Source organism: Arthrobacter jinronghuae, assembly GCF_025244825.1.
In the GTDB taxonomy this organism is placed as follows: domain Bacteria; phylum Actinomycetota; class Actinomycetes; order Actinomycetales; family Micrococcaceae; genus Arthrobacter_B; species Arthrobacter_B jinronghuae.
In genome coordinates, this window is the sequence record NZ_CP104263.1 from 3,186,899 (window position 1) to 3,207,650 (window position 20,752).

22 protein-coding genes are annotated in these 20,752 nt (G+C 66.7%); 5 read left to right on the forward strand and 17 right to left on the reverse strand.

From position 1 onward, the window contains the following. Positions 1-9: 9 nt before the first annotated feature. Together N2K98_RS14965 and N2K98_RS14970 are read left to right on the forward strand one after the other, a co-directional pair. A complete protein-coding gene (locus tag N2K98_RS14965) occupies positions 10-1,269 on the forward strand; it encodes an acyl-CoA dehydrogenase family protein (protein WP_255864817.1) in 1,260 nt (419 codons plus the stop codon). Positions 1,270-1,274: 5 nt separating this feature from the next. After that, the gene (locus N2K98_RS14970; RefSeq protein WP_255864816.1) at positions 1,275-2,372 is read left to right on the forward strand and encodes a phosphotransferase family protein; all 1,098 of its coding nucleotides are present in this window, start codon (positions 1,275-1,277) and stop codon (positions 2,370-2,372) included. Between the two features lie 9 nt (positions 2,373-2,381). Here the strand turns inward: N2K98_RS14970 and N2K98_RS14975 are convergent, their stop codons facing one another. Continuing rightward, entirely contained in the window at positions 2,382-3,419 is a 1,038-nt protein-coding gene (locus tag N2K98_RS14975; RefSeq protein ID WP_255864815.1) for an NAD(P)-dependent alcohol dehydrogenase, read from the reverse strand. A gap of 118 nt (positions 3,420-3,537) precedes the next feature. Here N2K98_RS14975 and N2K98_RS14980 point away from each other — a divergent pair, with 118 nt between their 5' ends. Continuing rightward, positions 3,538-4,050 (forward strand): hypothetical protein, encoded by a 513-nt coding sequence (locus tag N2K98_RS14980; protein ID WP_255864814.1) that lies wholly within the window; start codon positions 3,538-3,540, stop codon positions 4,048-4,050. On the opposite strand, the gene N2K98_RS14985 is transcribed toward N2K98_RS14980, so the two are convergent. The 3 genes from N2K98_RS14985 to N2K98_RS14990 are packed head-to-tail and all read right to left on the reverse strand — an operon-like array spanning position 4,044 to position 6,007. Further along, complete coding sequence (locus tag N2K98_RS14985) at positions 4,044-4,466, reverse strand: DUF5956 family protein (protein WP_255864813.1); 423 nt, start codon at positions 4,464-4,466, stop codon at positions 4,044-4,046. The two genes, N2K98_RS14980 and N2K98_RS14985, sit on opposite strands and share 7 nt — an antisense overlap. Positions 4,467-4,499: 33 nt before the next feature. After that, on the reverse strand, positions 4,500-4,601 hold the full coding sequence (locus N2K98_RS17305) for an MFS transporter small subunit (protein ID WP_442860062.1): 102 nt from the start codon (positions 4,599-4,601) through the stop codon (positions 4,500-4,502). Beyond that, a complete protein-coding gene (locus N2K98_RS14990; RefSeq protein WP_255864812.1) occupies positions 4,601-6,007 on the reverse strand; it encodes an OFA family MFS transporter in 1,407 nt (468 codons plus the stop codon). The genes N2K98_RS17305 and N2K98_RS14990 overlap by 1 nt, the downstream gene beginning before the upstream one ends. Positions 6,008-6,331: 324 nt before the next feature. Between N2K98_RS14990 and N2K98_RS14995 the strand changes: the two genes are divergently transcribed. Then, on the forward strand, positions 6,332-7,966 hold the full coding sequence (locus N2K98_RS14995) for a hypothetical protein (protein WP_255864811.1): 1,635 nt from the start codon (positions 6,332-6,334) through the stop codon (positions 7,964-7,966). A gap of 119 nt (positions 7,967-8,085) precedes the next feature. Here the strand turns inward: N2K98_RS14995 and N2K98_RS15000 are convergent, their stop codons facing one another. From N2K98_RS15000 to N2K98_RS15015, 4 genes are all read right to left on the reverse strand, one after another. After that, positions 8,086-8,841: an IclR family transcriptional regulator gene (locus tag N2K98_RS15000; protein ID WP_255864810.1), complete on the reverse strand. Its 756-nt coding sequence runs from the start codon at positions 8,839-8,841 to the stop codon at positions 8,086-8,088. Between the two features lie 80 nt (positions 8,842-8,921). Then, positions 8,922-9,551, reverse strand: coding sequence for a dihydrofolate reductase family protein (locus N2K98_RS15005; protein ID WP_255864809.1), 630 nt, complete (start codon positions 9,549-9,551; stop codon positions 8,922-8,924). 94 nt (positions 9,552-9,645) lie between these two features. Further along, positions 9,646-10,194 carry an acyl-CoA thioesterase gene (locus N2K98_RS15010; protein WP_255796704.1) on the reverse strand — a complete coding sequence of 183 codons (549 nt, stop codon included), beginning with the start codon at positions 10,192-10,194 and terminating at the stop codon, positions 9,646-9,648. Positions 10,195-10,302: 108 nt separating this feature from the next. After that, positions 10,303-11,409, reverse strand: coding sequence for an NAD(P)-dependent alcohol dehydrogenase (locus N2K98_RS15015; protein WP_255864807.1), 1,107 nt, complete (start codon positions 11,407-11,409; stop codon positions 10,303-10,305). 142 nt (positions 11,410-11,551) lie between these two features. Between N2K98_RS15015 and N2K98_RS15020 the strand changes: the two genes are divergently transcribed. Beyond that, positions 11,552-11,848 (forward strand): EthD family reductase, encoded by a 297-nt coding sequence (locus N2K98_RS15020; RefSeq protein WP_229950574.1) that lies wholly within the window; start codon positions 11,552-11,554, stop codon positions 11,846-11,848. A gap of 23 nt (positions 11,849-11,871) precedes the next feature. On the opposite strand, the gene N2K98_RS15025 is transcribed toward N2K98_RS15020, so the two are convergent. From N2K98_RS15025 to N2K98_RS15065, 9 genes are all read right to left on the reverse strand, one after another. After that, positions 11,872-12,558 (reverse strand): DUF6308 family protein, encoded by a 687-nt coding sequence (locus N2K98_RS15025; protein WP_255796702.1) that lies wholly within the window; start codon positions 12,556-12,558, stop codon positions 11,872-11,874. Between the two features lie 10 nt (positions 12,559-12,568). Continuing rightward, positions 12,569-13,570 carry a glycine betaine ABC transporter substrate-binding protein gene (locus N2K98_RS15030; RefSeq protein ID WP_255796701.1) on the reverse strand — a complete coding sequence of 334 codons (1,002 nt, stop codon included), beginning with the start codon at positions 13,568-13,570 and terminating at the stop codon, positions 12,569-12,571. After that, on the reverse strand, positions 13,570-14,349 hold the full coding sequence (locus tag N2K98_RS15035) for an ABC transporter permease (protein WP_407079852.1): 780 nt from the start codon (positions 14,347-14,349) through the stop codon (positions 13,570-13,572). The genes N2K98_RS15030 and N2K98_RS15035 overlap by 1 nt, the downstream gene beginning before the upstream one ends. Beyond that, positions 14,346-15,629, reverse strand: a complete 1,284-nt coding sequence (locus tag N2K98_RS15040; protein ID WP_255864805.1) for an ABC transporter ATP-binding protein — start codon at positions 15,627-15,629, stop codon at positions 14,346-14,348. Before N2K98_RS15040 ends, N2K98_RS15035 begins: the two co-directional genes overlap by 4 nt. Further along, complete coding sequence (locus N2K98_RS15045; RefSeq protein WP_227919365.1) at positions 15,622-16,263, reverse strand: ABC transporter permease; 642 nt, start codon at positions 16,261-16,263, stop codon at positions 15,622-15,624. The genes N2K98_RS15040 and N2K98_RS15045 overlap by 8 nt, the downstream gene beginning before the upstream one ends. 665 nt (positions 16,264-16,928) lie before the next feature. Beyond that, on the reverse strand, positions 16,929-17,381 hold the full coding sequence (locus N2K98_RS15050; RefSeq protein ID WP_255864804.1) for a hypothetical protein: 453 nt from the start codon (positions 17,379-17,381) through the stop codon (positions 16,929-16,931). A 73-nt stretch (positions 17,382-17,454) separates the two neighbouring features. Beyond that, a complete protein-coding gene (locus N2K98_RS15055) occupies positions 17,455-18,897 on the reverse strand; it encodes an APC family permease (RefSeq protein ID WP_255864803.1) in 1,443 nt (480 codons plus the stop codon). Positions 18,898-19,346: 449 nt separating this feature from the next. Next, positions 19,347-19,946 (reverse strand): hypothetical protein, encoded by a 600-nt coding sequence (locus tag N2K98_RS15060; RefSeq protein WP_255864802.1) that lies wholly within the window; start codon positions 19,944-19,946, stop codon positions 19,347-19,349. Next, positions 19,946-20,710, reverse strand: coding sequence for a hypothetical protein (locus N2K98_RS15065; protein WP_255796693.1), 765 nt, complete (start codon positions 20,708-20,710; stop codon positions 19,946-19,948). Before N2K98_RS15065 ends, N2K98_RS15060 begins: the two co-directional genes overlap by 1 nt. Between the last annotated feature and the right edge of the window lie 42 nt (positions 20,711-20,752).

Sequence of the window (20,752 nt, forward strand, 5' to 3'; positions counted from 1 at the left end):
GGACCCCTCATGAGCACTGTTTCCCTGCCTCCGGAAATCGAAGACCTCCGCCTGCGCACCCGCGAGTTCATCCGTGGCACCGTGATGCCCGCAGAACCGCGGCCGGGCGCCGTCGTTCCGGAGGCACTGCTGGAGGAACTGCGCGCCGCCGCCAAGGCCGCCGGGGTCTTCGCCCCGCATGCACCGCGCGAATACGGCGGGCAGGGGGTGCCGCTGGCGTACTGGTCCCCCATCTTCCAGGAGGCCGGTTATTCGCTGATCGGCCCCTCCGCGCTGAACTGCATGGCCCCGGATGAAGGGAACATGCACATGCTGCACCTGATCGGCAGCGAGGAGCAGAAGCGCCGCTACCTCGCCCCGCTGGTCTCCGGCAAGGCCCGCTCCTGCTTCGGCATGACCGAGCCGCACCCGGGTGCGGGTTCGGACCCCGCCGCCCTGCGCAGCAGCGCCGCGAAGGTGGACGGCGGCTGGCTGATCAACGGGGAAAAGCGCTTCACCAGCGGCGCCAACAATGCCACGTTCTGCATTGCCATGGTGCGCACCGACGCGGTGGACGGTGCGCCCGCCGGGGCCACCATGCTCTTGGTGGACATGGACACTACCGGCGTGCGGATCGGCGAGCAGCTGCACACCATGGACCGGGCAATCGGCGGCGGGCATCCGCACGTGCACTTCGAGGATGTGTTTGTGCCGGACGCCGCCGTGCTCGGCGCACCCGGCGAGGGCTTCCGCTACGCGCAGGTCCGGCTTGGTCCGGCCCGGCTGACCCACTGCATGCGCTGGCTCGGCCTGGCCCGGCGCTCCCTGGACATCGCGCTGGACCGCACCAACCGGCGCGAGATCTTCGGCTCGGTGATGAACGAACTCGGCCTGGCCCAGGAAATGATCGCGCAGTCCGTCATCGATATTGAAACCTCCGATGCCATCATCACCAAGACCGCCGCCCTGCTGGAAACCGATGCCAAGGCCGGCTCGGCGCTGTCCTCGGTGGCCAAGGCCCACACCTCGGAGGCGGTGTACCGGGTGATCGACCGGAGCCTGCAGCTGTGCGGCGGCGACGGCGTCACCGACCGGCTGCCGCTGGCCTCCTACCTCAACGAGGTCCGCGCCTTCCGCATCTATGACGGCTCCAACGAAACGCATAAATGGGCCATAGCCCGCCGCGCTTCCGCCGGCCGCCGCCGGGAAGCGGAGCGCGGCGCTCCGGATCTTGCCGATGTGTCCCGCCCGGCGTCCGACGCCGGAACCCCCGCCGAAGCGAAAGCCTGAACCCCATGCACACCACTGCCGACGGCACCGAAGTTGTAGCCACCCGTTCCGAGGCCGAGGCACTGGCCTCCCCTCCGCTGCTGATCCTGGATGAGGTCACCGCGTTCTTCGACGCGCACGGGCTGGGTTCGGGGCCACTGTCCTGGGCGCAGATCGGGGACGGGCAGTCCAACATCACCTACCGGATCCGGCGCGGACACGACGACTTTGTGCTGCGCCGCGGCCCGCGCCCGCCGCTGCCCCGCTCCACCCATGACATGGTCCGCGAGGCCCGGATCCAGCAGCTGCTGCGCGTGCAGGGTGTGCCGGTGCCGGAAATCCTGGCGGTGTGCGAAGACGAGTCGGTGCTCGGGGTGCCGTTCTACGTGATGGGTTTCCTTGACGGGCTGGTCATCACCAACACCATCCCGCCCGTGCTGTCCTCAATGGAGGAACGCCGGGCCACCAGCGCCGCCGTCGTCGACGCCCTGGTCCGCATCCACTCCGTGGATGTCAGCAACGGGGACCTGGCCTCCTTCGGCAAGCCGGAGGGGTACCTGCAGCGCCAGGTGGCCAGGTTCTCCGGGCTGTGGGAGGTCAACACCATGCGCAACCTTCCCGAGGTGGCCCGGATCGGCAGCTGGCTGGCGGACAACGTGCCGGACAGCCAGGCCGCCTCGGTGCTGCACGGGGATTACCGGCCCGGGAACCTGATGTTCGCCCCGCAGTCCCCCGCCCGGGTGATTGCCGTCCTGGACTGGGAAATGTCCGCCATCGGCGACCCGCTGGCGGATCTGGGCTACCTCACCGCCACCTACTCCGAACCCGGCAGCGTCGCTACGCCGCTGGAGCTGACCGGAGTGACCCGCAACCCGGGCTATTACTCCCGGGAGGAAGTCATTGAGGCGTACCGGCAGCGGATGGACCTGGATCTGGAAGCGCTGCCCTGGTACCAGACCCTGGCCCTGTGGAAGGCATCCATTTTCTGCGAGGCCATCTACACCCGCTGGCTCAAGGGCGAGCGCCCCAATGACCGGGTGTTCGCCCCGTCGCTGGAGGCCGGCGTGCCGCAGCTGCTGCGGGCCGCCGCCGGGTTCGCCGGACTGGCAGCGGCACCGCTGTAGCTTCCGGCGTTACGGCACGACGACGGCGCGGCCGAGGAGCTGGTTGTTCTTCAGCTTTTCGTAGGCCGCCGGCGCTTCGTCCAGGCTGAACACCTCGGTATGCACGTTGATGCCTTCGCCCCGCGCGAGGTCCAGCACCTCGAACAGCTCCGACCGGGAGCCCCAGTACGGGGCACGGATGGAGGTTTCCCACGCCGCGGTGGCGCCCAGCCCCACCGGCAGGGTGCCGGCGCCTACGCCCACCAGCACCTGGTCGCCCTGTGATCCCACCATCGCCTGGCCCAGGTCCAGCGTGGCCTGGTTGGTCACGAAGTCGAAGACGGCGTCCACGCCCCGCCCGCCGGTCAGGTCCCGGACCATATCCACCGCGCCGGGCTCGGACGGGAAGGTGTAGTGCGCGCCGACATCGGTGGCGAGGTTCAGTTTCGCCTCGTCAATGTCCAGCGCCACCACGGTGGCCGCGGTCATGGCCCGCAGGATCTGCACGGCCACGTGCCCCAGCCCGCCCACGCCGATGACGACGGCGGTCGCACCGGAGGGCAGCTTCTCCAGCGAGCCTTTGATCGCGTGGTACGGGGTGAGCCCGGCATCGGTCAGGGACACGTTCTGCACCGGATCCAGGTCCCCGAGCGGGAGCAGATGCCGGGGGCTGTCCACAATCAGGTATTCGGCCATGGCCCCCGGCGCACCGAGCCCGGGCGGAACAATGCCGAATTTCGCGGCGTTGCGGCAGTAGTTTTCCCGCCCGCTGGAACACTCATAGCAAAGCCCGCAGCCCCACGGCCCGTAGACGGCCATGGACGCGCCCTCCTCGATGTACTGCACGCCGTCGCCCACCCGGTCCACCACGCCGGCACCCTCGTGCCCCAAGGTCAGGGGCAGGCCGTAGATGTACTCCTCCTCGGGGAGGCTCATGATGAATTCGTCGGAGTGGCAGACCCCGGCGGCGGTCACCTTCAGCCGGACCTGCCCGGGGCCGGGCTCGGGGGTATCGATCTCCACCACTTCGGGCGGCTGGCCGATGGCGCGGTATTGAAGGGCCTTCATGGCATACTCCTGCTCTCCGCACCGTTCCGCGACGGCACGATGGTTGGATTTGCACGTTAATCGTTGCACCCGCGTCCCCGGTTCCACAGCCCTTCCGGCAGCAGGTAGCGTGTGGGCCATGAAGAATCTTCCTCTGTCCCTCGCGCTCGCCGCTTCCGTGGGGGCGTTCACCCTGTCTCGGCCGGCGGACTGGTCCCCGGGCCTGCGCCGCGCCTACGTTCTTGGTTCCGGCGCAGCCGCGGGTGCCGTCGTCGTTCTGGCACTCCGAAAAGGCCGCCGGAAAGGGAGGGAACTGGCTGCCGCCGGGACCGTTGACCTCGTCACCCCGTTCACGGCAGGGGCCGGGGGCGATTCCGCAACCGTGCCTTCCTACGTTGCCGCGCCCACGGCCGGGTCCCGGACGCGGATGCCGGAAATTGCGCTGACGGGTATGGCTGCACTGATGGGGGCAACCGTCAGCGGGATCACGGCACTGACCCTGGTGCTGGATGAGGCTGTCGAAACGTGGCTGGTTCGGCGCGGGGTGGCCCGTCCCCGTCGCGTCATGGCAATGGCAGCGGCGCTCTATTCCCTGGTCATTGACCGGGTGATGGATTCGCAGGACGCCAAGGATTCGAAGCCCAGTCAGTAGAGCCGCCGTACCGCTTCCGCGATGACCGGATAGGCCCCCGTCACATAGGCCGGGCCGTCGAAGTGGGGTATGCCTCCCACCTCATCGATCATTTCGTTCAGCCGCCGCCACAGGGCTTCATCGGAAGCGATCCCTGCGGGCCGGGCCAGGAACCAGACGTATCCCCGCGGAACAGGCGGAATGCCGACCAGCGCCAGGTAGTCGTTGGTCATTTGGTAAACCCGTTCCTCGTCCTCGGGGGCGAACAGCTCCTGAGTCGGCAGGGTTTCATACAGTGTGCCGGGCCGGCGGTAGGCGTATTGCGCCCGCGCCGCCCATCCCATCATGAGGAACCAGCCCGTCAACGGCAGCTGGGTATAGGCGTCCGGCTCGGCTGCCGGCGGCAGGATCCGAACCTCATTCCAGCTGCCGGGCATGTCCTCTCCTTTACCCTGGTCCCCGGGCGATGCTCAGCCGAAGAGCGCCGCGGCCCGGGTCAGGGTCTGGAATACCCCGTAGGCCAGGGGGATCCCCACCAGCAGCCAGCTCACCGTCAACTTTGCCTTGGTCATCAGCGTTCTCCGTCCTGGGTAGCGGCCTGCGCCGGGTCCGCCTGCGCGGGCTTCTGCGGTTCGTGATAGCGGGACGCCACCGGCGTCACCAGCAGATTGGCGATGAAGCCCACCACCAGCAGTCCCACCATGGTCAGCAAGGCGGGATAGTACGCGGCCGCCGTGAGCTCCCCGGGGGTGCCCTGCGCGTCCAGGAAGGAGTTGACGATCAGCGGACCGGCAATGCCCGCAGCAGACCAGGCCGTGAGGAGCCGGCCGTGGATGGCACCGACCTGGAAGGTGCCGAAGAGGTCACGCAGGTAGGCGGGAACGGTGGCAAACCCGCCGCCGTAAAAGGACAGGATCACGAACGCCAGGGCCACATAGAGGATGGTGGACGTGTCTCCGAAGAAGGACAACAGGACGTACATGACGGCGCCGGCACCGAGGTAGAGCATGTAGATGCGCTTGCGTCCGATCACGTCCGAGGTGGCCGACCAGACAAAGCGCCCGCCCATGTTGCCGATCGAAAGCAGGCCGACGAATCCGCCGGCGACGGCGGCTGTCACCAGCGAGGCGCCGTCGGGCTGGCGGAAGAAGTCCTGGATCATGGGCGCTGCCTGTTCCAGGATGCCGATGCCTGCGGTGACGTTGCAGAAGAGCACAATCCAGACGAGCCAGAACTGCCGGGTTTTGATGGCGTTGGCGGCGGAGACGTGATTGGTGGTGACCAGGGACTTGGAGGCAACGGTGGAGGGGTCGAAGCCCTCGGGCTTCCAGTCCGCCGCCGGCACCCGGATGCTCCAGGCGCCGTAGAGCATGTACACCAGGTAGAGAGCGCCCAGGGTGAGGAACAGCTTGCCCACGGCGTCGCCGCTGGCCACCCAGCCTGGCGTGCCGGATTCAGGGTCGAAGAACGTCAGCAGGGCCGAGGAGAGCGGACTGGCGATCAGCGCGCCGCCGCCGAAGCCCATGATGGCCATGCCCGTGGCGAGGCCGGGCCGGTCGGGGAACCATTTGATCAGGGTGGAGACCGGGGAAATGTAGCCGATGCCCAGGCCGATGCCGCCGATGAAGCCGTAGCCCAGGTACAGCAGCCAGAGCTGCCCGGTGAAGATGCCCACGGCTCCGATCAGGAAGCCGCTCACCCAGAATATGGCGGAAACGAACATGGCCTTGCGGGGCCCGTTGGCATCCACCCAAGTGCCCATTACGGCGGCGGACAGTCCAAGCATCACGATGGCGATGGAGAAGATGATGCCGATCTGGGTGAGGCTCGCGCCGAAGTATTCCACGAGCGCCGTCTTATAGACGCTGGTGGCGTAGACCTGTCCGATGCACAGGTGCACGGCCAGCGCAGCCGGCGGGATCAGCCACCGGTTGAATCCGGGTGGGGCGATGGTTCGGTCGCGGTCCAGCCAGCTCATACGGACTCCCTTGGTCTAAGGCCGATCCTGTCTGCACCCAACGATGCCCGGTGTGAGCTGGGTTACGCAGCTTCGACACGCTGGTTCCCTTTAGCGCAGCAAAACATACCGCGCAACCTACTCGTCGGTAACTAATTTGGAAAAAGCCTTGCTTTGTTACCCGCGGGTAGCTTAGATGTAACAGACATCACACTGGTCTTGACCGATTACGTCTCAACGTAGCGACGGACCCGGTCACCTTGCATCCGCGGAGGCTGCGCCCACAGGCGTGCTGCTCGCCGCTTAGTCAGTCTCGAATCGTAAGAAGCAGAAGAAGGATATTCAATGACGAGTTCCACGTCCGGGCGCGCCTCCAGCCGCCCCCATACACTTTTAACCGTACTTTTGGCGTTGTTCCTGGTCCTCCTCCTCGCCTTCTTCGTCCTCTTTACGGGCAAGGTTGCCAGCGGCGCAACGGAGCTGAGCGATGGCGCCGAGCGCGCCTCCACCGGCGCAGGAGACCTGGAAGCCGGCGCAGAGAAGGCACAGACCGGTGCCAAGGACCTCGCAGCGGGCACCGAAAAGGTTGACGCGGGCGCCAACACCCTGGCAAAGGGAATCGGCTCCGCCAAAGCGGGCGTCACCACCCTCAAGGAAGGCGCCACCACGCTGGATGAAGGAGCCGTCAAGCTTCTCACCGGCGCCGAGGCTGCCAATGAAGGTGCCAACAAGCTGGCCGCCGGTGCCACCAACGCCCGTACGGGTGCGGGCACGCTGGCTGCCGGTGCGAGCAGCGCTTCGCAGGGCGCCAGCACGCTGGCTGCCGGTGCGACGACGGCCCGTGAGGGCTCAGACAAGCTGACCACCGGTTCGAACGAGCTGTACACGAAGATGGCTCCCTTGGCTGAGGGGGCACCTGCACTGGCTGCCGGTGCGCAGTCGGTCGCCGACGGCATCGGCCAGCTTGCTCCGGGGACAACTGCTCTTTCCGGTGGCGTCCAGAAGGTATATGACGGCATCAACACGGTACAGCCCGGCCAGCCCGCAAGTCTGGCGGCCCAGATCCAGGCCGACATGGAAAAAGCAGGCAGTACCTACCACCCCGCTGGCAACTCCTATGGCGCTATGGAGCTGCGCGAATCTGCCAAAGAGCTTGATAAAGCAGCTATGATCCTCCCGCAGTTCGCGGGGGCCGGAGACCGGCTACGCGTTGCCGCAGCCAAGCTTGAGGGCTTGGAACGGGCCATCGTCAGCATCGACTACGGGTTGAAGGGTATTGATCCTGTGACCGGCGCTGAGTTTACTGGTCTTGTGGAAGGCTCCCAGCTCGTCGCTGGTGGCGTCGCCAAGCTCAACGATCCCGCTGCGGCTCCCACCCTCGCCGCCAAAGCCGGCGAAGCTGCCGCAGGAATTGAACTGCTCTACACAGGTGCCGGAACGCTTTCCGCAGGTGCCGCCGAGCTGAACACCGGCCTGAAGACCCTTGAGACCGGCGCGTACACCCTGGCAGAAGGCAACGGCAAGCTCGCCACCGGTGCAGGAACCCTGGCCACCGGCCTGGACACCCTGGAAACCGGCGCTTACACGCTGGCCGACGGCAACTACAAGATCTACGACGGCACCATCAGCCTCTCCGACGGCACCAGCCGCCTGGTCACCGGCACCGAGACCCTGGACGAGGGCGTTGTGAAGCTCGACGACGGCGGCAAGACGCTGACCGCCGGCACGAGCGACCTGAAGGAAGGCGCTGAGAAGCTGGCCGACGGCAACACCGAACTGGCCGAAGGCAGCAAGACCCTGGCCGACGGCAACGGCAAGATCTCCGAAGGTGCAGACACCATGCGGGCCAGCACCACGGCGCTGACCCCCGGCGAAATCTTCACCTCCCCGAAGATCCTGGCCGTACTGATCCCGCTGCTCCTGCTGCTGATTCCGATCGGCATGCTGATCGCCGGCACCCGCCGCGGCACCCAGCTCTAGGGTCCGGACAGCACACGGTTAGACAGCACCGCATCACCTCGCATCACTGAGAAAAGGGCAGGTACCGCAGCCGCGGCACCTGCCCTTTTCCGTGTCCGGGAAGGCTCCCGGGGAATGTCCTAGCGGTTCAGCTCGGCGGAGATCCGTTCCACGGCTTCGCGCAGCAGCGGCACCGCACGGTCCGCGAAGGCTTCATCCACGCGCGAGACCGGCCCCGAGACGGAAACCGCCGACGGCGTGGGTGCGTTGGGAACGGCCATGGCGAAGCAGCGCACCCCGAGTTCCTGTTCCTGCTCGTCCACGGAGTAGCCGCGTTCCCGGATGCCATCCAGATCAGCCAGGAGCGCATCGACGCTGCCCAGGCTGTGCCCGGTGGGGGTGGGCATTCCCGCCCTGCCCACGATGCTGCGGACCTGTTCCTCCGGCAGCTGCGCCAGGATCGCCTTGCCGACGCCGGTGTCGTGCGTATGCACCCGGCGGCCGACTTCCGTGAACATCCGCATGGAATGCCGCGAGGGAACCTGGGCAACGTAGACCACCATGTCGGCGTCGAGCACTGCCATATTGGAGGTCTCCCCCAGATCATCCGCAAGGCCCTTCAGCTGCGGCATGGCCAGCGCGCCGAGCTGCAGGTTGGCGCCTTCCCCGAGCCGGATCAGCTTCGGCCCGAGGGCGTAACGCCGGTTGGGCAGCTGCCGGGCGTAGCCCCGGCCCACGAGGGTGCGCAGCAGCCGGTGGATGGTGGGCAGGGGCAGGGAGGTGGAGGCGGCAAGTTCGCTCAGCGTCACAGCCCCGCCGGCGTCGGCAATCAGCTCCAGCAGCTCAAAGACCCGTTCCACCGACTGCACGCCGGATCCGGCGGCCCGTTCAGCCATGATTGCCCCTCCCCACGAATTGCCCCCACTTTATCGCAGAGCGGAAACTTTCTTCCTTATCCAGCACCGCGGAAAAGGCATCAAACGGAGATCCCGGGTCCGCTTCCGGAACCGGTTTCGGCCGGCAGCCCGGCTGGGTGCAGCGTCACGCAGACAGCGCCGGACCGCGTGGTCTGCGGCTGCGAGACGCTGTAGGAGGCCGTCTCGCGGATGTCTTCGAAGAGCCGCTTGCCCTGGGCCACCACCACCGGGAAAATCAGCAGCCGGTACGCGTCCACCAGCCCGGCCGCAGCCAGCGCCTGGACCAGCTGATAACTGCCGTGCACCTGGAGTTCGCCGCTGCGCCGGGACTTCAGCCGTTCCACGCTGGAGATCAGCTCCCCTTCGAGCAGGAGCGTGTTGTGCCAGGGCACCGGCGGCATTGTCGCGGAGACCAGATACTTCGGCAGGCTGTTCAAGGCTGTGGCAATGACGTCCCCGGGTTGGTTCGCGGCCTCCCAGTAGGGCTGCATCATGTCGTACGTGTTGCGCCCCAGCAGCAGTGCATCGGCCATGCCGTACCACTCGGAGACAATCTGCTCCAGGTCAGGGTCAGCAAGCGGCGTCAGCCACCCGCCGCCGGTGAACCCGCCGGACGGGTCTTCCTCCCTGCTGCCCGGGGCCTGCATCACGCCGTTCAACGTCAGAAAAGTGTTGACCGTCAGCTTCACCGAGCACCCCGTTCCTAGGTCCCCCTGCTTCTAGGTTCGGCCCGGCATCCGGGGGTGTCAACGGTTCCGGACAACGCCCGGGCGGCAGCTCCGCTTAGGCCCAGGTGTGCGGAGCGGGGCGGCGGGTGCTCGGCAGGGCGACGGCGGCACGCCACTCGCTGATCCACTCCGGCAGTTCCAGGTCCGACGGCGGAACGGCGCCCACGGCCTCGAAGATCTCCTCGTTGCTCACCGGTCCGTTCTTGGATACCAGGCGGGTGCAGATGACGGCGCTGGCGTAGATCTCTCCGTCCGCCACCATGCGCTGCTCGATGTAGATGGCCCGCTCATCGAACCCGATGACCCGGGTTTCAATGCTGTACTGCTGGTGCAGCTGCAGGGATTTGCGGAAGCTGATGGTTTCGTTGTTCGCCACCGGGCTCCAGCCGCGCTTCTTCATGATGTCCCAGACGCCGCTGCGGACCAGCAGGTCAAAGCGGCCCAGGTCCATCAGCGAGAAGTACATGCCGTTGTTCAGGTGCATCGCAAAGTCGATGTCCGTGACCAGGACCTTCATGGGTACCGAGGAGGTCTCGAAGAAGCCCAGCTTGGGCCGGCGTCGGGCGCGGAACAGGGTCAGGATGGTGCGCAGAATGAGGTGCATGCCCGCTATATTACCGCTCAGTAACTTAGTGTCGAGGTGCGCCGCGGAATTTTCTTTTCCCGCTCCGTTCCACGCGGACCGGATCCGGTGCCCGCACCGCCGCGCCCGTCAGCGCCACGGCTGGACCATGGCCTTCAGCGCCCCCGGTTCCTGGCCGGCGTCGAGCGCTTCCCGCACTTGGCCGAGCCCGAACTCATGGGTGACCAAACCGTCCAGGTCCACCTTGCCCTCTGCGACCAGCGAGATGGCCGTCGGCCAGGTGTTGGCGTAGCGGAAGACGCCGGTGAGCCAGATTTCGCGGTTCTGGATCACGCCGACCGGCAGTTCGACGTCCTCGGCGCCCATGCCCACCAACACGGCCCGGCCGCCGGGAGCCACCGCCCGGATGCCGGCGCGGACCGCGCTGGGAGCTCCGGAGGCGTCGATGAACGCATCCACTCCCAGCCCGTCCACCGGCTGGGAGGCATGCAGGGTGTGAGTGGCTCCGTGCGCGGCGGCGAAGTCCAGCCGGTCCTGCGCGATGTCACTGATGTACACGGCGCTGGCGCCGAAGGCGCGGGCCACCTGGGCAATGATCACGCCGATCGGTCCGGCACCGGCTACCAGCACCCGCTGTCCGGGCCCGACGCCGGCCTTCCGGCAGGCCCAGATGCCTACCGAGAGCGGCTCCATCAGGGCGGCGGCCTCGTCCGAGACCGTGTCCGGAACGGCGTGGGCGAAATCGGACTCGATCGCCACGTATTCGGCAAAGGCGCCGTCGACCGGCGGGGTGGCGTAGAAGGCCATGTCGGGACACAGGTTGTAGCGGCCCTGCTTGCACTGCTCGCAGCGGCGGCAGGGTTTCTGCGGCTCGATGGATACCCGCTGGCCGATCCGGGCCGGATCCACGGAGGCGCCGACGGCGGCAATGGTCCCGGACGCTTCGTGCCCCAGGACCAGCGGCTCCTCCACGACAAACTGCCCGATCCGCCCGTGCCGGAAATAATGCACGTCGCTGCCGCAGACGCCGACGGCGGCCACCCGGACCAGCACCTCGTTCGGTTCCAGCTGCGGAAGCGGGCGTTCGTCGACGGACAGCTGGTTGGGGACGGCCTCGTCCGCGGCGCCGTCGGCATTTCCGCCGGGGGTGGCCGGGACGCGCAGGACCGAGACGCGCATGCTGTCCGGAAGCTCCGGCGTCGGGGTCTCGGCGGCGGCGCTGGTGGAAAGTGACATTAGGGTTCCTCTTCGTTGCGGGTCCGCGGGCATGGCGGCCCCGGCGTACTGAGGACTCTAGTCCGGTGCGGCACCCGGTGTCCTTAACCGCCGTCGGGCAAACCCCCTGTCCCGTTGCCACCGAGAGCGTTACCTTTTCAGCATGCACACCCTCGTTGTTTTGTTCCGGCAGCCGCGGGACCCGGCTGCCTTCCGCCGGCACTACCGCAACGTGCACCTGCCGCTGGTGCGCAACATCCCCGGCCTCCGTGAGCTGCGGGCGTCCGAGGAGCTGAGGTCGGCGGAGGAGCAACCGCCGTATTTCGCACTGTTCGAAGCCGATTTCGACGACGAATCGGCCATGCAGGAGTCCCTGACCACCGCCGAGGGGCAGGCCGCCAACGCCGACATCCCTCGGTTCGCGACCGGCGGGCTGACCGTGTTCACCTACCGGAACTAGTGGCAGTTTCGGGGAGTTCCGGCTCAGTCGTCGTCGCCCGGCGCGGCCCGGAAACCGCGCTGCTTGGCGTCCATCCACAGCACCACGTCCATGGCCCGCAGGGCTGACACCCGCACCGGCAGCGCAGCCCGGTCCTGGACTTCGTCCAGGAGGCGGACCAGTTCCCGGTCATTGGCGGTCAGCAGCGCATGCCATTCCTCCCACTGCGTGAGGGAGGTCCCCGCTCCGATGCTGCGGGCCACCATCGAGTCCCAGATCGGAATCAGTTTCGGCCGTTTGCGGGCCAGCAGCTTGCTGGTTTTCGTGGGGCCCATCTTCCACTGCCCGCCCCGGTAGCCGCGGAAAATCTCCCAGAGCAGCCACGCCGGGCTGTCCTTGCCGAGGACGTGGACGTATTCGACGCCGGTGACGTCCGCCAGCTCCAGACTCACCGGAATCAGTTCCAGCAGCTCGCCGATCTCCGGTGCCTTCGTCTCGAGCAGCCCCACCACCGCCGGTCCCTTGATTTCCTCGCCCAGCAGGGCCAGTGCAACCAGGTCATCGGCGGTGATCCGGTCGGCGGCTCCCGGGGAGTCTCCCCCGCCGGCCCAGGTGTCGAACCTCGCCCCGGTCCGCACATGCCCGGAGGTCAGTTTCTGCGTGTAGTAGCGGCGCAGCAGGCCGGCGGCGTCGTCAACGTGGCCGGCGTCGAGGATGGCTGGAAGGTCCACGGGGTCCACCTCACTCGGGAGCGGTAATCAGGCCCTTCTCGACCATCCAGTCGAAGGCGACGTCCGCGGGCTCCTGGCCGTTGACGTCTACGGCAAGGTTCATCTTGCGCAGTTCCTCGTCCGTTAGCAACGGGGACACCTGCGCAAAGATGTCCACCAGCTCCGGATATTCCTCCAGCGCCTCGGTGTTGAAGACGGGCGCCGCGTTGTAGGCGGGGAAGTAGGCCAGATCGTCCTCGAGCACGGTCAGTCCCAGCGAATCGATCCGTCCGTCCGTGGCAAAGACCTCGCCGAAGTTGCACTCCCCGGCGTCGGTGGCCGAATACACGGCACCGGTGTCATAGATGCCGATGTTGGCGTCCGGCACGCCGTTGGGTGCCCCGCGCGGCATACCGTACTTTTCCAGCAGCGGGTTCATGCCGTCCGGACGCGAGTTGAACTCGGCCTCAAGGCAGAACGTGCGCTCCTCCACCGGCAGGGTGGTGATGTCGGAGATGCTGGCCACGCCCAGCTCCTCGGCGGCCTCGCTGCGGATCGCCATGGCGTAGGTGTTGTTCAGCGGCGCCGGATCGCCCCAAGTGACACCGTTTGCCAGGTCCGCGTCATGCACGGCCTGCCATTGTTCCTGTTTGTCCGGGATGCCTTCGCTTTGGCCGAGGTAGGCGATCCATCCGGTGCCGGTGTATTCCCAGGTCATGCCGGCCTGCCCCGACAGGAGCAGCTCCCGCGCCGGCTGGCTGCCGGGCACGTTGGTCAGGTCGGTGACGTCGAAGCCGGCGACCTTGGTGGCCAGCACCGCGATCTTGCCCAGGATGAGCTGTTCGGTGAAGTTCTTGCTGGTGATGGTGAGCTCCGCGTCGTCGGGCAGGCCCTCGACGGGCTGGATCAGCCCGGGGTCCGCGTCCGGCACGTACGAGGCGGCGGGCTGCAGTCCGCAGCCCGCCAGCAGCAGGCCGACGGCGGCAGCTCCTGCGGCAGCGAGGCGGACGCGTGCGTTTGGCTGCGTTTTCATCAGAGTCCCTTCGGCCGGGCGATGTGCTCGACCAGCCGGCCGATCCAGTCGACCACCAGCGCCAGCAGCGCCACCAGCAGGGCTCCGGCCACCAGCACCGTGGTCAGGTTCAGGTTCACGCCGGTGGTGATGAGGATCCCCAGCCCGCCGCCGTTGACGAACGTGGCCAGCGTGGCGGTGCCCACCAGAAGCACCAGTGCGGTCCGGACCCCGGAGAGCATCACGGGCACCGCGAGGGGCAGTTCCAGCCGGAACAGCACCTGGGCGTTGCTCATGCCGACGCCGCGGCCGGCCTCCACGACGCGCGGGTCCACCTGCTGCAGGCCCACCATCGTGTTCCGCATGACCGGCAGCAGGGCATAGACCACCAGCGCCCCGATGGCGGCCCGGAAACCGAAGCCGACCCAGAAGGCCAGCAGCACCAGCAGCCCGATGGCCGGCGCCGCCTGGCCGATGTTGGCCACCGCCATGATCGGCCCGGTGACCCGGCGCATCCGTCCGCGGGTGAGCAGCACGCCCAGCGGGATGGCGACCACCAGCACGATCACCGCGGACACCCCGGTGAGCAGGAGGTGCTGCACGGTGTAGTCCCACAGCGCCGCGGGATCCAGGGTGGTGCGCTCGGTGACGCTGAGCTCGGCAGTGGTCAGCCAGAGCATCAGGAGCCCGAAGGCCACCGCGATGCCGGCCAGCTGCAGCAGGAGAGGGCGCCAGGATGTCGGGCCGGCACCGGTTTCGGCTTCGGCCCGGGCCTGGGCGGCCGTGGGGACGGCGGTCATCGGGTGCCCTGGCCGGCGGCAGCACCGGCGTCGTCCTGCACTGCTGCCTGCCCGTCTGTCTCTGTGCCGCGTCGGATGCCGCCGCTGTTGAGGCCCACCGGTGCGCTGGAGGAGCCCTGCTGCGCGGCGTCGTTCGCTGCCGTGATCGCTTCCATTACGGTCTGAACGGTGACCAGCCCGAGGAACCGGTCCCGCGGACCCGTCACCAGGGCGGCGCCGGTGCTGGAGACCAGCATGGTGTCCAGCGCGTCATTGAGCGTGGACTGCTCGCTGATCACCGGAAGCTTGGGATCAACGGCGTCGGTATGCCGGTCCAGGCGGCTGAGCTGGCGGCGGGAGAGCCACTGGATGGGCCGCTCCCGTTCGTCCAGGACGACGGCGTTCTGCTCGCCCGCGCCCTGCAGCCGGGAGAGGGTGTCGCTGGCAAGGTCCCCGATGCCGGCCGTAATCGGCGAGGCCAGCTCCACCTCGTTCACACGGGTCAGCGTGAGCTGCTTCAGGCCGGCGCCGGAACCGATGAAGTTTTCCACAAACTCGTTGGCGGGGTTCGCCAGGATGCGTTCCGGGGAGTCATACTGCACCAGCTGCGCGCCCTCGTCGAAGATGGCGATCCAGTCCCCCAGCTTCACCGCTTCGTCGAAGTCATGGGTGACGCAGACGATGGTCTTGTTCAGTTCGGACTGGATATGCAGCAGTTCGTCCTGCAGCCGCTGGCGGGTGATCGGGTCCACGGCACCGAACGGTTCATCCATAAGCAGCACGGGCGGATCGGCGGCCAGGGCACGGGCCACGCCCACGCGCTGCTGCTGCCCGCCGGACAGTTCCTTCGGGTAGCGGTCACGGTAGAGGGCCGGATCGAGGGAGACCAGTTCGAGCAGCTCGTCCACCCGGGACTGGATGCGGTCCTTGTCCCAGTTGAGCATCTTGGGGACGACGGCGATGTTCGCCGCCACGGTCATGTGCGGGAAGAGCCCGCCGGCCTGGATGACGTAGCCGATCCCGCGGCGCAGCTGGTCGCCGTCGATCCCGGTGACATCTTCGCCGTCGAGGATGATCCGCCCGCTGGAGGGCTCAATGAGCCGGTTGATCATTTTCAGCGTGGTGGTCTTGCCGCAGCCCGACGGGCCAACCAGCATCACGATGCTGCCCCGCGGGATTTCCATGGTCAGCCCGCCGACGGCCGGTTTGTCCTGTCCGGGGAAGCGCTTGGTGACGTCTTCGAGCAGGATGCCGGTGGCGGTGGCTTTATCGCCGGTGGTTGGGGTAAGAGTCTCAGACACGGATACCTCGCGGGGTTGTGAGCCGGCCGAGGCCGACCAGGAGAAGGTCAAGGATCAGGGCCAGCAGGATGACGCCGACGACGCCGACCACTACGGATTCGAGGGAGTTGGCACCGCCCAGGCGGGAGAGTCCGGTGAAGATGAAGCCGCCCAGTCCCGGGCCGAGGGCGTAGGCCGCGATGGCGGCAATACCCATAACCATCTGGGCGGACACCCGCACGCCGGCGAGGATGACCGGCCAGGCCAGCGGCAGTTCGATGCGCAGCAGTGTGCGCAGCCGGCTCATGCCGACGCCGCGGGCGGATTCCACGACGGTCGGGGAAATCCCGGCCAGACCCACCACCGCGTTGCGCAGGATGGGCAGGGTGGCATAGAACGCCACGACGATCACGGCCGGCACGGCGCCGAACCCGAAGGGTGCGATCAGCAGGCCGATCAGGGCGAAGGACGGCAGCGTGAGGCCTACCGCGGAGACGCCGTTGGCCACTCCGCTGAGGGTCTTATTGCGGTAAACGAGGGCCGCAATGACCACGGCAATGACCGTGGCGAGGATCAGGCACTGGACAACTAGGCTGAAGTGCTGCCATCCGGCGAACAGGATCTGTTGATACCGGTCCGCCACGAATTCCCACACATCAAGACCTCTTCACTTTGGTTGCGTATGTTTCTTGTCGCCTGTTTCTTGTTGCCGCCCGGCGTTTGGTGTCCGTGTTTGGTCCGGGGTTGGTGTCCGGGTTGGTGTCCGGGCGAAAACTACCAAGCAACCTTACCGTTACCTGCTTCACAAAGCGCCCCGAGGAGCCCCAAACCCGGCTTAACGTGATGTTTTTGCAACGGGCGGGGTGCGGCGGGCCGCGGGGTGACGGGTGGGCTTGGGGCGGGGCGGGCCGCGGGGTGAGCCGGGGGCGGGGTGGTGGGCTTTGGGCCGGGTGGGCCGGTGGGCTTGGGGACGGGGTGCGCCGGGTGGGCCGGGTGGGCTTGACGTTCTGCCGGGGCTTCAGCGGCCGGACGCATTCATAGTGCCGTTGATGTCCTCTGGCCGGTCCAGAGGCAGCATCTACTGCACTATGAACGTGCGGGCGGCGCCGGTTGTACAGATAACGGGGCTTACCGGCGTCGGATGTACAGATAACGGGGCTTACCCTCGTCGGTTGTACAGATAACGGGGCTTAGCGGCGCCGGTTGTACAGATAACGGGGTTATTCGGCCGGCATAGGCCCGTTATCTGTACACCGGATTTTCGGAAACCGCCCCAGCCCCCTCCGCTACGAGGATCACTGTGCAGCGGGCGACGTCCGGTCAGTGCCGGAAACCGAAACGCCCGTCGACAACGTCCGGCAGGGCAACCACACCCTGGCGGCCGGGCCGCGGAAGCCCTCGCTGCTTTCGCACCCTCGCAGCCCGGTATTCCCTTCGGGTCGCCGCAACAAGCCGGAAGGAACAACCGAGCATCACCGCCACGAGAATCAGCGCGGTCACTCTCAAGACCCAGTCGTCTGACGGGAAAAGGCCAACCCCGGCGAAAAAGAGAATGAACACCAAATACAGGATGAGGAGGAGCACCCCCACCACCCAGGAATTGGGGTGGTCCGACGGCGGAGCACCGTCCGGCCGGAACCCGAGTTCGTCCGGGGCGTAGCTGTGGAGATTGCCAAACTCCGTCCGATGAAGGAATCGCTTCTCGCCCCGGGCCAGGAGCCTCCGGTGCTCTGCGAAGACTTCCTCGTCGGTGAGCATCCTGTTCAGTGTCATTCGTCCCCCATCATTGTCGGCGTTAAGTTATTCGGTCCGGACTTCCGCCGGCAAAGAAAACGGCCCGCCCAAATCAGCCCTGCCGCACGCGGGACCGAAGACGGGCAAGGAGGTGCTCCTCGGCGTCGGGCCCCGCCTTGATGCCGGCCGGCACCCGGAAGAAGAAGACCAGACCGACCACCCACCATGCGGCGAACAGTACCCACGGCTCGACGCCCAACGCCGCAGGCATGCCCGGCATGTAGAGGCTGAACAGAGCCAGGCCGAAGACGGCGGCGGCAATACCGATGGCGATGCCGCCGTTGCCGCGCCCGCCGATCCGCAGCGGACGGTCCATTGCCGGTTCGCGGCGGCGCAGGATGAGGAATGAAATCGCCACCAGGGTGTAGGCCAGCACGATGCTGGGCGCCCCGGAGTCCACCAGCCAGCCGAGCATCTCCGCCCCGCCAAACGGAGCGAGGAAACTCAGTGCCCCGATGAACAGCAGGGCGTTGTGCGGGGTGTGATACTTCGGATGCAGGCGGCCGAACCAGGCCGGGAGCATGCCGGAACGGGCCAGGGAATACATCAGCCGGGAAGCGCCCATCAACAGGGAGTTCCACGAGGTGAGGATGCCTGCAATGCCGCCGGCAATCAGGATCTTGGCCATGATGTCCGAGCCGAACATGGCTCCGACGGCGTCCGCCGTCGCAATGTCCGTCTGCGCCAGGTCTCCGGCGGACATAGCCGACGAAGTGGTCAGCACCACCATGAGGTACCAGATGGTTGCCAGCACCACGGAGACAACCACGAGCTTGCCGATCTGCTTGGCGGGGATGTTCACTTCCTCGGCGGACTGCGGAATCACGTCGAAGCCGATGAACAGGAAGGGCACCACCACCAGGACCGCGAAGAACCCGGTCATGCCGTTGTTGATCCACGGCTCCATGTTGGCCACGGACCCTCCGGCGAAGGACCCGGCGATCATCACCAGCCCGATGGCCAGCAGGAAAAGCACCACGAAGGTCTGCACCACGCCCGCTTCCTTCACGCCGCGGATGTTGATCCAGGTGATTACGACGGCGGCAACCGCACCTACCAGCGCCCAGGTCAGGTGCACGTCGAAGCCCGCCACGGTCCACAGGTGAATCTGGCTGAGGTCCGGGAAGATGTACTGCACGGTGCGGGGCAGGGCCACGGCTTCGAATGCCACGATGGTCACATAGCCGCCGATGATGGCCCAGGATCCGATGAAGGAGGTCCGCGGACCCATAGCCCGCATGATGTAGTTGTGCTCGCCGCCGGCCTTGGGCATGGCCGCGCAGAGCTCGGCGTACGTCAGTCCGACCACCGCCATAATGACGCCGCCGGTCAGCATGGCCAGCACCGAGCCGAGGGTGCCGGCATTGATCAGCCAGTCGCCGGTGAGCACCACCCAGCCGAAACCGATCATTGCGCCGAAACCGAGCGCCAAAACGTCAATCCGGCCGAGGACTTTCTTGAGCGAGGGCTCGGTTTCGTGGAGCGAGGTTCCCACCCGGCACCCCTTTCCATGTCGTGCCGCCTCAAGGGGGCAAGTGATGACGCAGCATGGGTGCGGAGAGTGGCTCCGGCTGCGTTGACGGAAGAACAACGCTAATGCAATTTGTGTTTGCGGTCACATCGGCACTTCACAAGGGTTTACGTTCTGTGCGAAGCCCCATTTGGGTGGGAAGTTCTGCGCGATTCACTGGCTCTGGCGCGTTCATAGTGCAGTAGATGCCCCCGGGCCAGCCGGGAGGCTGCATCAACTGCACTATGAACGTGCGGGCGGCGCCGGTTGTACAGATACCGGGGTTTCGCCGCGCCGGTTGTACAGATAACGGGGCTTCGCCGCGCCGGTTGTACAGATAACGGGGTTATTCCGGGGCGATAAGCCCGTTATCTGTACACCCCATGAGTTTCCGGGGCTAAGCCTCCACGTCGGTGACGCGGAGCAAGGCGCGGCTACTCTTCTCCAACGACCTCGACGATCACGTTCATGCCGTCATCCGGGTGGTAGTTCCAAAAGGTGGAGAACTCTCCCCACTGAGCAGTTTGCGTCCCGTCCAGGGCCCGGGTATTTCCTAACCTGCTGCCCACGCTGTCGGGCATATCGATGGCCGACAAAACGCAATGTATGTCCAGGAAATCGGCTCCATAGCCCAAGGTCTCTTCACCTTGACCGGACATGGTCAGGCTCTGTCCCTCGTCGCCAAGCTCTATGCCTGTCTGGTCCGTGAGCTCGCAGAGCTCCACGGCGTCGAGCAGAGCGGTGGAATTCGAAGACCTATCAATCTGCGCAAGCAGGAGCCCCGCGCCCAGACCAACAACAAGTCCAGCACCGGCGAACAACGCGTAGTTCCGCCGCGACGGAGGCAACTGGACCGTAGGCGGGTACGGCGTCATACCGAACGGCAGTGCCGCGCGATTCTCCGGTCCGGTCCCGGACTGCGCGGGAGGAGCGGGAGGGGCCGGAGGCAGCGGCGGCATGGGTTTCATCCGCGCACTCTCCGTGCCACCGGCAGGGTTCTGCGGATGCGGATACGGTGCGTCATCCTGCGTCATTACTGCTTCTCCCACTTTCCGCATCGGCTGGATTTGAAGTCTTGGCCCTCGGACAGGGTGACAGTGGGCCTGCCTCCGCCGGGGAGATCGTTTTGCAGGATGTCGTCGCCGTTCGAACCGCTTCGGTAAATTCCCCAGTAGCAGCTGGAGCCGACGTCAGCCGCGGTTGTGTAGGTCCCCGGCGAAACGTTGGTGCCCACCGTCCAGGTCCCGTCGCTGATAGTGTCAGCTGCCTTCTGCTTCTCCGCGGCGGAGACAGCAGATTCCCGCTTTTCCACATCGGCTTCGGCCTTTGCGGCAGCTTCTTCTCGCTCCCCTACCTTCATCTCCCGGGCGTACATGCCGCTGGAGAGCTTGTTGTAGTCCTCCTTCATGACGCTGTAGTCGTCCTGGGACTTCTCGAGCATCGACTGGCGCTGCGCCGATTCTTCCGAAAGCGCGATGTATTCCTCGCTCCGGGTCGGGTCGGTCAGGAAATGTCCACCTACAGCGCCGCCGGCAAGCAGTACGACGCCGGCAGCCGCCAGCCAGATCCGTGCGGCTTTGCGCTTCGCCGCCTGTCGGTCCGCCCGCGGTTCGTCCGCCGGGTTCGTGGCCTTGAGCCGGTCTCCTCGTGCTTTCCTACCCCGCAGGGACGCCGGGGTATCGGTTTCCGGGGCAGGCGGCGGAGGAGGTACTGAGCCGGCAGTCACCATCTCTGCGGTTTCTGGTTCTGCAACCGGCGGCTGCTCCGGGGTGGACTGACTGGGGTGCTGCTGCGACATTCGTGGGTCTTTTCGCTGGTGCGGATCGAGGCGGGTGCGCAC

Excerpts from the sequence above, each read along its gene's own strand:
- N2K98_RS14965 (WP_255864817.1), top strand. The coding sequence starts at position 10 with ATGAGCACTGTTTCCCTGCCTCCGGAAATCGAAGACCTCCGCCTGCGC.
- N2K98_RS14970 (WP_255864816.1), top strand. The coding sequence starts at position 1,275 with ATGCACACCACTGCCGACGGCACCGAAGTTGTAGCCACCCGTTCCGAG.
- N2K98_RS14975 (WP_255864815.1), bottom strand. The coding sequence starts at position 3,419 with ATGAAGGCCCTTCAATACCGCGCCATCGGCCAGCCGCCCGAAGTGGTG.
- N2K98_RS14980 (WP_255864814.1), top strand. The coding sequence starts at position 3,538 with ATGAAGAATCTTCCTCTGTCCCTCGCGCTCGCCGCTTCCGTGGGGGCG.
- N2K98_RS14985 (WP_255864813.1), bottom strand. The coding sequence starts at position 4,466 with ATGCCCGGCAGCTGGAATGAGGTTCGGATCCTGCCGCCGGCAGCCGAG.
- N2K98_RS17305 (WP_442860062.1), bottom strand. The coding sequence starts at position 4,601 with ATGACCAAGGCAAAGTTGACGGTGAGCTGGCTGCTGGTGGGGATCCCC.
- N2K98_RS14990 (WP_255864812.1), bottom strand. The coding sequence starts at position 6,007 with ATGAGCTGGCTGGACCGCGACCGAACCATCGCCCCACCCGGATTCAAC.
- N2K98_RS14995 (WP_255864811.1), top strand. The coding sequence starts at position 6,332 with ATGACGAGTTCCACGTCCGGGCGCGCCTCCAGCCGCCCCCATACACTT.
- N2K98_RS15000 (WP_255864810.1), bottom strand. The coding sequence starts at position 8,841 with ATGGCTGAACGGGCCGCCGGATCCGGCGTGCAGTCGGTGGAACGGGTC.
- N2K98_RS15010 (WP_255796704.1), bottom strand. The coding sequence starts at position 10,194 with ATGCACCTCATTCTGCGCACCATCCTGACCCTGTTCCGCGCCCGACGC.
- N2K98_RS15015 (WP_255864807.1), bottom strand. The coding sequence starts at position 11,409 with ATGTCACTTTCCACCAGCGCCGCCGCCGAGACCCCGACGCCGGAGCTT.
- N2K98_RS15020 (WP_229950574.1), top strand. The coding sequence starts at position 11,552 with ATGCACACCCTCGTTGTTTTGTTCCGGCAGCCGCGGGACCCGGCTGCC.
- N2K98_RS15030 (WP_255796701.1), bottom strand. The coding sequence starts at position 13,570 with ATGAAAACGCAGCCAAACGCACGCGTCCGCCTCGCTGCCGCAGGAGCT.
- N2K98_RS15035 (WP_407079852.1), bottom strand. The coding sequence starts at position 14,349 with ATGACCGCCGTCCCCACGGCCGCCCAGGCCCGGGCCGAAGCCGAAACC.
- N2K98_RS15050 (WP_255864804.1), bottom strand. The coding sequence starts at position 17,381 with ATGACACTGAACAGGATGCTCACCGACGAGGAAGTCTTCGCAGAGCAC.
- N2K98_RS15060 (WP_255864802.1), bottom strand. The coding sequence starts at position 19,946 with ATGACGCAGGATGACGCACCGTATCCGCATCCGCAGAACCCTGCCGGT.
- N2K98_RS15065 (WP_255796693.1), bottom strand. The coding sequence starts at position 20,710 with ATGTCGCAGCAGCACCCCAGTCAGTCCACCCCGGAGCAGCCGCCGGTT.